This is a genomic window from Flavonifractor sp. An92 (assembly GCF_002159175.1).
In the GTDB taxonomy this organism is placed as follows: domain Bacteria; phylum Bacillota; class Clostridia; order Oscillospirales; family Oscillospiraceae; genus Pseudoflavonifractor_A.
The window spans coordinates 179822-191563 of the sequence record NZ_NFGZ01000001.1; the positions used below are offsets into that span (position 1 = coordinate 179822).

The window sequence follows — 11742 nt, forward strand, 5'->3', positions numbered from 1 at the left end:
CTTGGTAAAACCAATGTAATATGAGACACAGCCCAGCATAGTGACTTTATAAAGGGGAGACCATGTATGGCAACAATTCGATGCCCACACTGCGGCAGTCCTGTGATGATTCGGGGCAGCCGCTGGGAGTGTGGTTGGTGTGGAGATTTCGGCAGTATTTCTTCTTTACAGCCCTCAGAAAAGGCCAAGCTGATGCGGGCGACCGCCCCTTCTGTTAAGGTGACCATTACGGTGGCAGACGCATCTGAGGAATCAGATGAAGAAGAGTCTTTATGTAAATTTTCCCCAAATGAATTGGAAGATATGGTGTGTCGGTGGGACTTTTCAGAAAATGAGTGGGCCTGCCGAGATCTGCTCGTTGCCGCCTTTCCTGAGGCGGTTCGATTCTGGACGGTAGAGGAACTTTCAGATATGGATACCATGGAACTTCTGGGGAAAGTCGGCGAGTGGAAACCGGAAGTAGGTATCCAGATGATGAAATTTCTGCTGGACACTGCAGAGCGTCATCTCCAGAAGCCGGAAGTTGCTGAACAGTTGCTGGAAAATGATCTGTACGAACTCTGCCGAAATCAAACTGTCCAGCCCAAATTACTGGCACAACTCAAAGAGGATGATCACTTGAACCGGCAGTTGTTCCAGAGTGCCTATGCAGGTGATCTCCAAGAGGAACTACTGGAGGCGTGTGACTGGTTTGGAGAATTGGTGCTGAAAGAGTGGCTTCAAACGCTTTTAACACAAAATCCTTATTTCAAGGGTTTTGACTAAATAAGACAGTCCGACCTGTGGCGATTCACAGGTCGGACTGTTTTGCTGTCTGGGTAAAACTCTTATCTTTGATAACACTGTACTAAAACCATCCTGAAAGATGTGGCTACAAACTGCATCCCAGTGCATTACTCTGACCACATGTTCAGCCACAGTGCCGGTCGGAGCACACGGAAACAGTCCATCCGAAGAGCGACAAAGAGTAAGCGGAATGGAGCAAAAACGGCTATAAAGTATTAGAAATAATATAAAAAAGATAATTATACCTCTTTGTATATAGCTTGTTAAAAACTGATATGCCTGATGTCCCGATCTGATCCTCTTGCCAGCAGAGCCTTTCCCAGATACAATGGGGACAAAAGGCAGTCAGTCCCCGTCCTACCGGACGGAATGTGAAATACCAAGGAGGGTGAAACCATGCAGCACGAATGCAGAATTACAGTATTGGAGACCAAAGTGTTTCCGGAGTATCAGGAGAAGTATCTTGCGGATCCCAAATCAGGTCCCTGCCCCTGCTTTCAGAAGGGAGATACCTTTTTGCTCAAGCGTACCGCTGAGCGGGACGATTTTTACCACCTGATGAACGGGAAATTCTGCGGGGAAGCATGGGACGCCATCAGCCGGTATGTCTACACAGCCCTCCAGGGCGGGGCCATCATGCACAAGTGGACCAATGATGAGCGGATGATGATCGCCTGCTGCAACGACGGGACCCGGCCGGTGATCTTCAAGATTGAGCGAATCGATATCCCCGAGACCGAAGAGGAACGGGAATGGCTGGAAAAGCAGAATTTCAAGAATACGGCAGAGGATGCCTACACCGGCTGAATCAGGGACAGGCCATCATAACATCCCCCAAAGTGGCGCACACTGTCCCTCCCTGTCTATTTCAGGGATACTTAATGCAAAGCGGAGCGCTCACACGGGCGCTCCGCTTCCTCATAGTTCTCTTTGCAGGTACACCATGTCCACTAACTGCACCCCGCACTCGTAAATGGGGTGGTCGTAGTGGTCGGTGAAAAAGTTTTTGACCAGATGGTGCCTGTAAAAGCCGCAGGTCTCATAAAAGGGGATGGTGGAGGGGCTGTCCCCAGTGCCCACCTGCATCGTTACATACTGGCCCGCGTATGTCCGGACGAGAAATTCCACCATGGCTTTTCCGTAGCCTCTGCCCTGGAAACCAGGCTCCACGGCGAGGTTCTTCAGCTCCAGAATTCCGTTTCCTTCGTCGGTTACCACGCATTCAGCCTTGACACCGTCATCCTCCAGCACATACATGGTCCCACGCTCTAAATAGCGATCCACCATATCCTCTTGCTCGTCGGCCAGCAGCAGTAAGTCGAGATATCTCTTTTTGTCCGTCTCCACTTTTCTGATTTCCATAGGCACACCTTATTGTTTCAGAAGCCGCTTCAGCGCGGCTGCGTCCAGCAGATTTACCGTCACGAATTTTCCCCCATAGAATACCGCCCAGTTGTTGAACACGCAGGGCAAGGACTTGGCCTTCTCCAGAGTGTCCACCGGAATGAGGGTGCAGGGTGCCTTCAGTTCTTCGCAGGTTTTCCGCACCAGCTCCACGCTCTGGTGGATGTAGGGACACTGGGAACTGTAATAGATGGTCAACTCCTGAGGTTCGATCGCCTGCCGTTTGGCGTTCTTCCCGAAGCGTGGCTTGGTTCCGTCAAAGGAGAGGGCCAGCAGCCGGTAGCCGTCCGGGGTGATATCCACCGTTTCAAATCCATATTTCTCTGCAAAGGCCTGGTCTGAGAGCCAGGCCTTCTGCTTTTCCGCCCCCAGCATACACACGCCGGACTTCCTTTTGGCCCTGGCGTCGGCTAGGCAGTACTCCATCAGCTGCCTGCCGTAGCCCTTGCCCTTGAACTCCCCGGTGACCCACAGGCAGTAGATATAGAGGTAGTTATCCCCATCCACCGGCACCCAGGCGGTCTCCAGCGGAGCGTACTCGATGAACACCACACCCTTGGCGTCCAGCTTACGGAACACATGACCTTCCTGAAGCCGCTCCCGGAGCCAGACCCGCTTGGCCTCCACGCCGGGGTGGGGCTTCTTGCTGCGGATGATGCAGCATATGTGCTCCCGATCCAAATTTTCTTCCGTCAGAGTGAGAAACTGATCCTCTATGTCCGCTACCTCCCGGAAAATCTGTCTCCATGATACCATGCCCTCCGCGGCAAGGCAATCCTGGAACTCCCAGCAAAAGTTTTTCTTGCAAGGGGAACACGACAGACAGTTGTCCGGTTCCTATGCTATAATGCAGACAGAAATGCGAAAGGCGGTGTACTCAATGAAGATGGAGCGCCTCATCGGCATCTTGTCCATTTTGCTTCAGCGGGAGAAGGTCACCGCCCCGGAGCTGGCAGAACAGTTTGAGGTGTCCCGACGGACCATCCAGCGGGACATCGAGTCTCTGTGCCGGGCGGGTATCCCCATCGCCACCGCCCAGGGCGCGGGGGGCGGCATCTCCATCATGGAGGGATACCGGGTGGACCGGACGGTGCTCACCGCCCCGGAGATGCAGGCCATCCTGGCAGGCCTCAGGAGCCTGGACAGCGTCAGCGGCACCCGGCGCTACGCCCAGTTGATGGAAAAACTGTCCGCCGGGACGGGCGGGCTGGTGCCCGGCGGCGCCCATATGCTCATTGACCTCGCCTCCTGGTACAAAACCAGCCTGCCGCCGAAAATTGAATTGATCCAGAGAGCCGTTGAGCAGCACCGCACCATCTGTTTTACCTACTTCTCCCCCAAGGGGGAATCAATGCGCACTGTGGAGCCCTATTACCTGGTGTTTCACTGGTCCACCTGGTATGTATGGGGTTGGTGCTGCAGCCGCAAGGCGTTCCGCCTGTTCAAATTGAACCGCATGACGCAGCTTCGTACCGGCGACCTCTTTGAGCCCAGGTCCGCGCCCCTGCCCGATTTGGAACCGGAGCGGGTATTTCCGATTCACTATCAGGTCACCGTGCTCTTTGATTCCGCTTGCCGCTGGCGACTGGTAGAGGAATACGGTGCGGACCGGCTCACCCCAGAGCCGGACGGTAGGCTGCGCTTTACCGGAGGTTTTCCCGATGCGGACAGCGTGCTCAGCTGGGTTTTGACCTTTGGGGATAAAGCAGAGCTGCTGGAACCGGAGGAGTTACGGGATCAGCTTGGGGCATTGACCAGAACTCTGGCCGACCGTTACAGGAGGAATTGATATGGCCTCTCATCAGGACTTTGTGGACTATGTGGCTGAACAGATGCGGGAGGCTGGAGCCATTCGCATCCGAAAGATGTTCGGCGAATACGGCCTCTACTGCGACGATGTGTTCTTTGCTGTTATCTGCGACGATCAGTTCTTTGTCAAGGTCACTCCCGCAGGTGAAGCGGCATTTCCCAATCTGCCTAAGGTCCCGCCTTATGAGGGGGCAAAGGACTACATCTGGGTGGAGGATGCGGAGAACCGGGAACTTATGACTGAGCTGACCCGCATGACCTGTGAGGCGCTGAAAAGTAAGCCCCAAAAGACGCGGAGGAAATGACCATGGCCTTTGACTACAAAAACGAGTATAAGGAATTCTATCTACCACGCAAAACACCGGGCATCGTCACCGTACCTGCCATAAACTTTCTGGCCGTGCGTGGTCATGGCGACCCCAACGAGGAGGGCGGAGCCTACAAGCAAGCCCTGGAACTTCTCTATGCGGTGGCTTATACCATAAAAATGAGCAAACTGGGAAAACACAAGTTGGAGGGCTACTTTGACTATGTGGTGCCGCCTCTGGAAGGCTTGTGGTGGCAGGAGGATACCCGGGGTGTAGACTACGCCCGCAAGGCGGATTTCCGGTGGATCTCCCTCATCCGCCTGCTTGAGTTTGTAACAGAAGATGCCTTCCGCTGGGCCGTCCGGGAGACCGAAGAGAAAAAACAGCGAGACTTCTCCAAGGTGGAGTTCTTCCCCTGGGAGGAGGGCCTGTGCGTCCAGTGTATGCACATCGGCCCATACGACGACGAGCCTGCCACCGTGACGGCTATGAAGGAGTACGCCAGGCAGCAGGGCTATGAGGAAGATTTCGGGGTGAACCGGTTCCATCACGAGATCTATTTGAGCGATGTGCGGCGGTGTAAACCGGAAAAACTGAAAACCGTCATCCGGCAACCGATTAAGCGGGCAGAGTGAGGAATGAGATGAACACCATTATTCGCGAAATGCGCCCGGAGGAACATAACCTTTTGCGGGAATTTCTCTATCAGGCCATCTATGTCCCGGAAGGCGTGGAGCCGCCGCCCCGGTCGGTAGTGGATCTGCCAGAGCTGCAGGTCTATCTTGCGGACTTTGGCACAAGACCCGGCGACCACGGCCTGGTAGCCGAGGTTGAGAAAAAAGTGATAGGTGCGGCGTGGTGCCGCATGATGGAGGACTACGGCCACATCGACAACGATACCCCCTCTCTGGCCATCTCGTTGCTGCCGGAGTATCGTGGACAGGGCACCGGGACACAGCTGCTGAACGGTCTTTTGCGTCTGCTTTGGGAGAATGGGTATCGGCAGGCATCCCTCTCCGTCCAGAAGGAAAACCCGGCCCTGCGCCTCTACCAGCGGACAGGATTCCGTATCGTGGCGGAGAGAGGTACAGAATATTTAATGCTTTGGGACGGCACCCAGGGGGGACAACAGGAAAATATGAATATGGACGCAGAGAAGCAGCGGGAAAGCAAGATCCGGCAGTGGTTCTCCATGTGGCTGGACAAGCGGGATACGGGCATTGAGGAGCTTTTCACCCAAGATGCCGTCTACATCGAGAGCTGGGGGCCGGAGTACCGCGGTAGCGGAAAGATCAAGCTGTGGTTTGATGAGTGGAATAGCCGGGGCACCGTAGAGCGCTGGAACATCCGGCAGTATTTCCACAGGGGAAACCAGACAGTGGTGGAGTGGGCGTTCCGGTGTGTCATGGCGGACGGCACCGTCCAGAGCTTTGACGGCCTTTCCCTCATCCGCTGGAATGAGGCGGGACAGATCTGCTTTTTACAGGAATTCGGCTGCAATGAAAATCGCTATGACCCCTATGCTCAGGGGAACGCCCCGGTATTCCGGGAGGAGCAGGCATTGTGGTTTTGAAAGGAGTATTGGTGTGGCGACTTCCAGGGTGACCATTCATTTCTCATGTCCAGTGGAGCAGGTGTGGCAGACCGTGACCGACCTCATGAATACCGCCTGGCGCAGTGATCTCAAACGGGTGGAGGTGCTGGACGAGACCCACTTTGTGGAATACACCAAAAGCGGCTATGCCACGAACTTCACCGTCACGGCCTGTGAGTCTCTTCGCCGCTGGGCCTTCACCATGGAAAACGGCAATATGTCCGGCTTCTGGGAGGGGATCTTTGAAACGGCGGAGGACGGCACACGGCTCCATTGCACCGAAACCGTGGGCGCCAAACACTGGTGGATGCGTCCCTTTGTCCCCGGCTATCTGAAGCGGCAGCAGAGACTGTATCTGGACGATTTGCGGAAAGAACTGCAAGAATAAGGCTTGTTATTTTGCGTTGCTTGCAGCACTGGTCGATGTTTTTCTGACGCAAAAAAGCATAGTTTTTTCCGGAAGGTTAGTTCCAACATCCGTGCTGTGACAGCGCCGCCGGACAAATATGAGCACGGAAAATCGGGCAGAGTCCGCTGCTTTCCGATATGCTGAAGGACAGAAGGGCGGTGTGACCAATGGATTGGGTAACCAGCATTCATCAGGCGATCCAGTATATCGAAGAACATCTCCGGGAGGAGCTGACCATCCGGGAAATTGCGCAGCAGGCGGCTTTATCCCCCTTTTACTTTCAGAAGGGCTTTGCCATGCTGTGCGGCATGACGGTGGGCGACTACATCCGCCAGCGCCGGCTCTCCGCCGCCGGGCTGGAGGTCCTCACGACGGACCGGAAAATCATCGACATCGCGCTGGAGTTCGGCTACGATTCGCCGGACAGCTTCACCAAAGCCTTTACCCGATTCCATGGCCTCACACCTGCCGCACTGCGAAAAAGCGGGGGCGCGGTCCGTTCCTTTGCTCCGCTTCGGATCAAAGTGACATTGGAAGGTGGTCAAAACATGGATTGCAAGATCATGAAAAAAGAGGCGTTTACGGTGCTCTGCCGGGCAAAGACCTTCAAGTATGAGGACGCGGTGACCCAGGTCCCCCAGTTCTGGGCAGAGCACTTCGCCGCAGGCGGCGGCAAGGTGGTGTGCGGCATGTACGGCATCAACCTGGACGAGAGCATGGGCGGCAATGAGTTTGAATATCTCATCGCTGACAACTACGATCCCGCCAAGGGGATCCCGGACGGCTTCACCACCCGCACCATCCCGGCCCATACCTGGGCGGTGTTCCCCTGCACCGGCCGGATGCCCCAGGCGCTCCAGGGCCTGAACCAGCAGATTTTCTCCCAGTGGCTGCCCACGAACCCCGACTACAAGATCGCGGCCGGTATCAATGTGGAGCTGTACAGCGACGCCAGCAAGTTTGAGGACGGCACCCAGGATCAGGACTACTACTGCGAGATCTGGATCCCCGTGGAAAAAAAGTAAGCAGCAGACAAGACAGGCCCCCGGCGAATAGCCGGGGGCCTGTTTCGTCCTCACTTTACCCAATAAACCACGGCATCCCGCAGAAAACGGGCACAGCCTAGCACCTTCTTGTCATAGTAGGCGGTGAACCGCTCGTCCATCACATAGAGCTCCGCGATCCCTCGGTGCTTAGCCGGGTCATATTGGTTTCCGGTGATGGTGAGCCACCGGCGGTGGAGGGCGGTGATTTCCTTGCCCTCCTCCCCCTCCGGGGACAGCCCAGCCTGGACGGCAGCCTCCAGACGCTCCTGGATCTCCCGGCCCAGATCCGTCCACTCCTGATACTGTTCCCGGGTCAGATGCATCACCGCGGCATTGGCCTCGTCCACTTCTTGGGCGCCGTATTTGGCGCGGATCTCCGCTCCGTAAACTTCCTCATTATGGGCTACTGTGCGCTGCTTGAACGCCTCAAATTTCTGCTCGTCGCTCATGATCTCGTTCCTTTCTTCCGCTCCGATGGTGTCTTTCACCGACCGGATGAGCTGTTCCAGCCGCTCCTGTTTCGCCTCCAAAGCGGCCAAATGGCTTCTCAGGGCGGCCAGACGGTCAAAGGAGGGATCGTCCAGACATCCCTTGATGCGGGCCAGCTCCACCCCGAGGGCCCGGTAATAGAGAATGTCCTGCAGTCGGTCCACCTCCGCCCGGCCATAGTAGCGGTAGCCGCTCTCCGCCACCCGGCTGGGTTTCAGCAGGCCGATCTGGTCGTACCAGCGCAGGGTGCGGGTGGTCACCCCGGACAGGCGCGACAGCTCCTGAATGGAATACTCCATAAACATCCCTCCCTGGAACTAAGGGTATCAGTTGACGGAGCGTCAAAGTCAAGGGGAAACGCTAAATTTCTTTGATTTCCCGCTGCAGCCGCTCCAGAAATACCGCCGCCGGAATGCCGTCCATACCGGCCAGGCGGCTCGCAGCCACTTGTTCTGGTACTTGCCCCAGATGAGGAAGGGGTTGTTGTAGCACCCGGCGTAGATGTTCACTACGCTGTCGATCCCATACCCCGCTACCGGCTCAGGTGTACCAGGGCCGTCACATCCGAGGTGCTTTGTAGATCTACTTCTCTCATGTCGTTCTTCATTCTGTTTGTGAAGTCCGGTTTGGTTGGCCGTGGTAAGTATCCCTTATCATAGCATAGCTCATGATTGTGGGCAACCGACCCTCATATTCTAGAGCCGAAACTTGTGGTATAATGAAACATCGTAAACAGAATGGAAGCTCAAACAGTGAGGACCAAATATGAAACACATTTTTCTTTTAGAGGATGACGAGACCCTGGGACATGGAATCGCCATGGCTCTGACAGGGACGGATACATCCGTCACCTGCCGTTCCACCTTGACCCTGGCCCGGGAAACACTGGCGGAGGAGCGCTTTGACCTGCTGATTCTGGATGTGAATCTTCCCGACGGCAGCGGCCTGGACCTGCTGCGTCAGGTGCGTACGAATGGGGACTCCACGCCGGTGATTCTGCTCACCGCCAATGATCTGGAGCTGGACGAGGTCACCGGGCTGGAGGCCGGGGCGGACGACTACATTACCAAGCCCTTCTCCCTGGCGGTCCTCCGGGCCAGAGTGAATGCCCAGCTCCGGCGGGGCGCTCCCACAGTTTCTCAAACGATATCCATAGGCCCCTTCACCTTCGATTTTGACCGAATGGACTTCCGCCGGGACGGGGTGTCCGTGGAACTGAGTAAAACGGAGCAACGCCTTCTGCGGGTACTGGTGGAAAATCGGGGACATGCTGTACCTCGAGCCACGCTGGTGGACCGGGTATGGACGGACGGCGCGGAATTTGTGGAGGAAAATGCCCTGTCCGTCACGGTCAAGCGGCTGCGGAACAAACTTGAGGCCGATCCAGCCAAGCCGGAATATCTAAAAACGGTGTACGGCATCGGCTACACCTGGGCGGTGAAACCATGACGGGATATATGATCGCGGGCGTGGCCCTGTTGCTGGCCCTGGCTGTGGTCGCCTATGACCGGTGGCACACTGCCCGCACAATTCGGCAGCTGGACGAGATGCTCACCGCCGCCATGAATGGCAGCTTTTCCGAACAGAATTTTGACGAAAGCCGACTCTCCGCACTGGAGAGCCGATTGGCCCGGTACCTGACGGCCAGCGCCCTGTCGGAGCGAAACGTGCGGGAGCAGAAGGACCAGATCAGCACCCTGATCTCCGACATCTCCCACCAGACCAAAACCCCGGTGGCCAATCTGCAGCTCTATGCCCAGCTGCTCTCGGAGCAGCCTCTCACCCCCCAGGGAAAGGACTGTGCCGCCGCCATCTCCGCCCAGGCGGAAAAGCTCCAGACCCTCATCGAGGCATTGGTCAAGACCTCCCGGCTGGAAACGGGGATCCTGGCCCTCCACCCCCAGCCCAGCGAGATTACCCGGGTAGTGGAGCGGGCCGCCGCCCAGTATGCCCCCAAGGCGGCGGAGCGTGACATTGCCCTGACCCGTGGAGCGCATTCAGGCTCCGCTGTCTTTGACCCCAAGTGGACGGAGGAGGCGGTGTGCAACCTGCTGGACAACGCCGTGAAATACACGCCCGCCGGCGGAGCGGTAACCGTGGAGGTCAGAAACTTTGAGCTGTTCTCCGCCATTCGGGTGAGCGACACCGGACCGGGCATCTCCGAGGTGGAGCAGGCCAAAATTTTCGGGCGCTTTTACCGTGCTCCCGGTGCTTATCAGGCCGATGGCGTGGGCATCGGCCTCTATCTCACCAGACAGATCGCGGAGAAGCAGGGCGGTTATGTGAAGGTGGAGAGCACGCCCGGAAAGGGAAGCGCATTTTCTCTCTATATCCCCCGAGAGACATAGAAAAGCAGCACACAGGAGGAATATACTGTGAGAAATGAATATGAAAACGAAGATCTTTTCCAGCAATACGCACAGATGTCCCGCAGCCGGGAAGGGCTTTCCGCGGCGGGAGAGTGGCACCAGCTCAAGCCCCTTTTCCCGCACTTAGAGGGAAAGGACGTATTGGATCTGGGCTGCGGCTATGGGTGGCACTGCAAGTTTGCCGTGGAGCAGGGCGCCCGGCGGGTGCTGGGCATCGATCTAAGTCAGAAAATGATCGAGGAGGCCAAGCGGCGCAACGATGGGGAAGGGATTCTCTATCGCGTGTGCGGGATCGAGGAATATGAATATCCGGAGGCCGCATGGGACTGCGTGGTTTCCAACCTGGCGCTGCATTACGTTGAGGACCTGAACGCCATTTTTGAAAAAGTCCATCGGACACTGAAAAAGGATGGAATCTTTTTGTTCAACATCGAGCACCCTGTCTTTACGGCAGGTGTGGGACAGGATTGGGCCTACGGGAAAGATGGCACGCCGCTGTACTGGCCCATCGATCAGTATTTCATGCCCGGGGAGCGCATCACCCACTTCCTGGGCTGCGAGGTCCGCAAGCAGCACCATACGCTCACCCAAATCCTGATGGGACTGCTTCGCAGCGGATTTGTCTTGGAAGCGGTGGAAGAGGCGAAGCCTTCTGCGGAAATGCTGGACATTCCTGGTATGCGGGATGAGCTGCGCCGGCCCATGATGCTGTTGGTGCGGGCCAGAGCGGCACATTGACGGAGCCGGACAAAACTTCTTTCAAAACTGTCATATTCTCGAAAGTACCAGGACAGATTTCCATGCTAAAGTCTGTATTGTCAAAAGACGGTACAGACTTTTTCTTTGGAGGAATATCGTATGACGATTCTTGAGACTCATGATCTGAAAAAATACTACGGCGCCGGGGACACCCAGGTAAAGGCTCTGGACGGCGTGGACCTGAGTATCGAACAGGGCGAGTTTGTAGCCATAGTGGGCACCTCCGGCTCCGGCAAGTCCACGCTGCTTCACATGCTGGGCGGGCTGGACCGCCCCACTTCCGGCACCGTCGCCGTAGACGGCAGAGACATCTTCGCCCTGAAGGACGAGGCCCTGACCATCTTCCGCCGCCGGAAGATCGGCTTCGTGTTCCAGTCCTACAATCTGGTGCCGGTGCTTAGTGTATGGGAGAACATTGTCCTGCCCGTGGAGCTGGATGGGGGCAAGGTGGATGAGGCCTATGTGCAGGAGGTTATCGCCACCCTGGGGCTGGAAAAGAAACTCACCAATCTCCCCAACCAGCTCTCCGGAGGCCAGCAGCAGCGGGTAGCCATCGCCCGGGCCCTGGCCACCAAGCCCGCCATTCTTCTGGCCGATGAGCCCACCGGCAATCTGGACAGCAAAACCAGCCAGGATGTGCTCAGCCTGATGAAGGTGACCGGGCAGAAGTTCGCCCAGACCATGGTGATGATCACCCATAACGAGGAGATTGCCCAGATGGCCGACCGGATCGTCCGCATCGAGGACGGACGGATCGTGGCGCGGTAAG

General features: G+C 56.5%; 15 protein-coding genes and 1 pseudogene. 13 read left to right on the forward strand and 3 right to left on the reverse strand.

What is annotated here, in order from left to right; genetic code table 11:
* The first annotated feature begins 66 nt into the window (after positions 1-66).
* Together B5G43_RS00935 and B5G43_RS00940 are read left to right on the forward strand one after the other, a co-directional pair.
* Positions 67-765, forward strand: a complete 699-nt coding sequence (locus tag B5G43_RS00935; protein WP_143382812.1) for a hypothetical protein — start codon at positions 67-69, stop codon at positions 763-765.
* 417 nt (positions 766-1182) lie between these two features.
* Positions 1183-1593 (forward strand): TIGR04076 family protein, encoded by a 411-nt coding sequence (locus B5G43_RS00940; protein WP_087257988.1) that lies wholly within the window; start codon positions 1183-1185, stop codon positions 1591-1593.
* A 111-nt stretch (positions 1594-1704) separates the two neighbouring features.
* Here the strand turns inward: B5G43_RS00940 and B5G43_RS00945 are convergent, their stop codons facing one another.
* The gene (locus B5G43_RS00945) at positions 1705-2148 is read right to left on the reverse strand and encodes a GNAT family N-acetyltransferase (RefSeq protein ID WP_087257991.1); all 444 of its coding nucleotides are present in this window, start codon (positions 2146-2148) and stop codon (positions 1705-1707) included.
* 9 nt (positions 2149-2157) lie between these two features.
* Complete coding sequence (locus B5G43_RS00950; RefSeq protein ID WP_087258385.1) at positions 2158-2907, reverse strand: GNAT family N-acetyltransferase; 750 nt, start codon at positions 2905-2907, stop codon at positions 2158-2160.
* A 163-nt stretch (positions 2908-3070) separates the two neighbouring features.
* Between B5G43_RS00950 and B5G43_RS00955 the strand changes: the two genes are divergently transcribed.
* From B5G43_RS00955 to B5G43_RS00985, 7 genes and pseudogenes are all read left to right on the forward strand, one after another.
* The gene (locus B5G43_RS00955) at positions 3071-3979 is read left to right on the forward strand and encodes a YafY family protein (RefSeq protein WP_087258388.1); all 909 of its coding nucleotides are present in this window, start codon (positions 3071-3073) and stop codon (positions 3977-3979) included.
* 1 nt (position 3980) lies between these two features.
* A complete protein-coding gene (locus B5G43_RS00960) occupies positions 3981-4304 on the forward strand; it encodes a TfoX/Sxy family protein (RefSeq protein ID WP_087257994.1) in 324 nt (107 codons plus the stop codon).
* Between the two features lie 2 nt (positions 4305-4306).
* Positions 4307-4942, forward strand: coding sequence for a GyrI-like domain-containing protein (locus B5G43_RS00965; RefSeq protein WP_087257999.1), 636 nt, complete (start codon positions 4307-4309; stop codon positions 4940-4942).
* 8 nt (positions 4943-4950) lie between these two features.
* Positions 4951-5412 (forward strand): annotated as a pseudogene (locus tag B5G43_RS00970) (GNAT family N-acetyltransferase); the annotation flags it as partial.
* A 39-nt stretch (positions 5413-5451) separates the two neighbouring features.
* Positions 5452-5880 carry a nuclear transport factor 2 family protein gene (locus tag B5G43_RS00975; protein WP_087258391.1) on the forward strand — a complete coding sequence of 143 codons (429 nt, stop codon included), beginning with the start codon at positions 5452-5454 and terminating at the stop codon, positions 5878-5880.
* A gap of 13 nt (positions 5881-5893) precedes the next feature.
* On the forward strand, positions 5894-6289 hold the full coding sequence (locus B5G43_RS00980) for an SRPBCC family protein (RefSeq protein WP_087258002.1): 396 nt from the start codon (positions 5894-5896) through the stop codon (positions 6287-6289).
* A gap of 188 nt (positions 6290-6477) precedes the next feature.
* Positions 6478-7335, forward strand: a complete 858-nt coding sequence (locus tag B5G43_RS00985) for an AraC family transcriptional regulator (protein ID WP_087258005.1) — start codon at positions 6478-6480, stop codon at positions 7333-7335.
* A gap of 50 nt (positions 7336-7385) precedes the next feature.
* On the opposite strand, the gene B5G43_RS00990 is transcribed toward B5G43_RS00985, so the two are convergent.
* A complete protein-coding gene (locus tag B5G43_RS00990) occupies positions 7386-8144 on the reverse strand; it encodes a MerR family transcriptional regulator (protein ID WP_087258008.1) in 759 nt (252 codons plus the stop codon).
* Between the two features lie 466 nt (positions 8145-8610).
* Here B5G43_RS00990 and B5G43_RS00995 point away from each other — a divergent pair, with 466 nt between their 5' ends.
* The 4 genes from B5G43_RS00995 to B5G43_RS01010 all read left to right on the forward strand — a co-directional run bounded on the left by B5G43_RS00995 (position 8611) and on the right by B5G43_RS01010 (position 11741).
* On the forward strand, positions 8611-9294 hold the full coding sequence (locus B5G43_RS00995) for a response regulator transcription factor (RefSeq protein WP_087258012.1): 684 nt from the start codon (positions 8611-8613) through the stop codon (positions 9292-9294).
* Positions 9291-10193: a HAMP domain-containing sensor histidine kinase gene (locus tag B5G43_RS01000; protein WP_087258015.1), complete on the forward strand. Its 903-nt coding sequence runs from the start codon at positions 9291-9293 to the stop codon at positions 10191-10193. The genes B5G43_RS00995 and B5G43_RS01000 overlap by 4 nt, the downstream gene beginning before the upstream one ends.
* Before the next feature lie 27 nt (positions 10194-10220).
* Entirely contained in the window at positions 10221-10952 is a 732-nt protein-coding gene (locus tag B5G43_RS01005; protein ID WP_087258017.1) for a class I SAM-dependent methyltransferase, read from the forward strand.
* 120 nt (positions 10953-11072) lie between these two features.
* Entirely contained in the window at positions 11073-11741 is a 669-nt protein-coding gene (locus tag B5G43_RS01010; RefSeq protein ID WP_087258020.1) for an ABC transporter ATP-binding protein, read from the forward strand.
* The last annotated feature ends 1 nt before the right edge of the window (position 11742 follow it).

What these genes read in the sequence shown, in the direction of transcription:
- B5G43_RS00940 (WP_087257988.1), top strand. Translation starts at nt 1,183, where the DNA reads ATGCAGCACGAATGCAGAATTACAGTATTGGAGACCAAAGTGTTTCCG.
- B5G43_RS00955 (WP_087258388.1), top strand. Translation starts at nt 3,071, where the DNA reads ATGAAGATGGAGCGCCTCATCGGCATCTTGTCCATTTTGCTTCAGCGG.
- B5G43_RS00995 (WP_087258012.1), top strand. Translation starts at nt 8,611, where the DNA reads ATGAAACACATTTTTCTTTTAGAGGATGACGAGACCCTGGGACATGGA.
- B5G43_RS00965 (WP_087257999.1), top strand. Translation starts at nt 4,307, where the DNA reads ATGGCCTTTGACTACAAAAACGAGTATAAGGAATTCTATCTACCACGC.
- B5G43_RS00935 (WP_143382812.1), top strand. Translation starts at nt 67, where the DNA reads ATGGCAACAATTCGATGCCCACACTGCGGCAGTCCTGTGATGATTCGG.
- B5G43_RS01000 (WP_087258015.1), top strand. Translation starts at nt 9,291, where the DNA reads ATGACGGGATATATGATCGCGGGCGTGGCCCTGTTGCTGGCCCTGGCT.
- B5G43_RS01010 (WP_087258020.1), top strand. Translation starts at nt 11,073, where the DNA reads ATGACGATTCTTGAGACTCATGATCTGAAAAAATACTACGGCGCCGGG.
- B5G43_RS00975 (WP_087258391.1), top strand. Translation starts at nt 5,452, where the DNA reads ATGGACGCAGAGAAGCAGCGGGAAAGCAAGATCCGGCAGTGGTTCTCC.
- B5G43_RS00960 (WP_087257994.1), top strand. Translation starts at nt 3,981, where the DNA reads ATGGCCTCTCATCAGGACTTTGTGGACTATGTGGCTGAACAGATGCGG.
- B5G43_RS00985 (WP_087258005.1), top strand. Translation starts at nt 6,478, where the DNA reads ATGGATTGGGTAACCAGCATTCATCAGGCGATCCAGTATATCGAAGAA.
- B5G43_RS00990 (WP_087258008.1), bottom strand. Translation starts at nt 8,144, where the DNA reads ATGGAGTATTCCATTCAGGAGCTGTCGCGCCTGTCCGGGGTGACCACC.
- B5G43_RS00945 (WP_087257991.1), bottom strand. Translation starts at nt 2,148, where the DNA reads ATGGAAATCAGAAAAGTGGAGACGGACAAAAAGAGATATCTCGACTTA.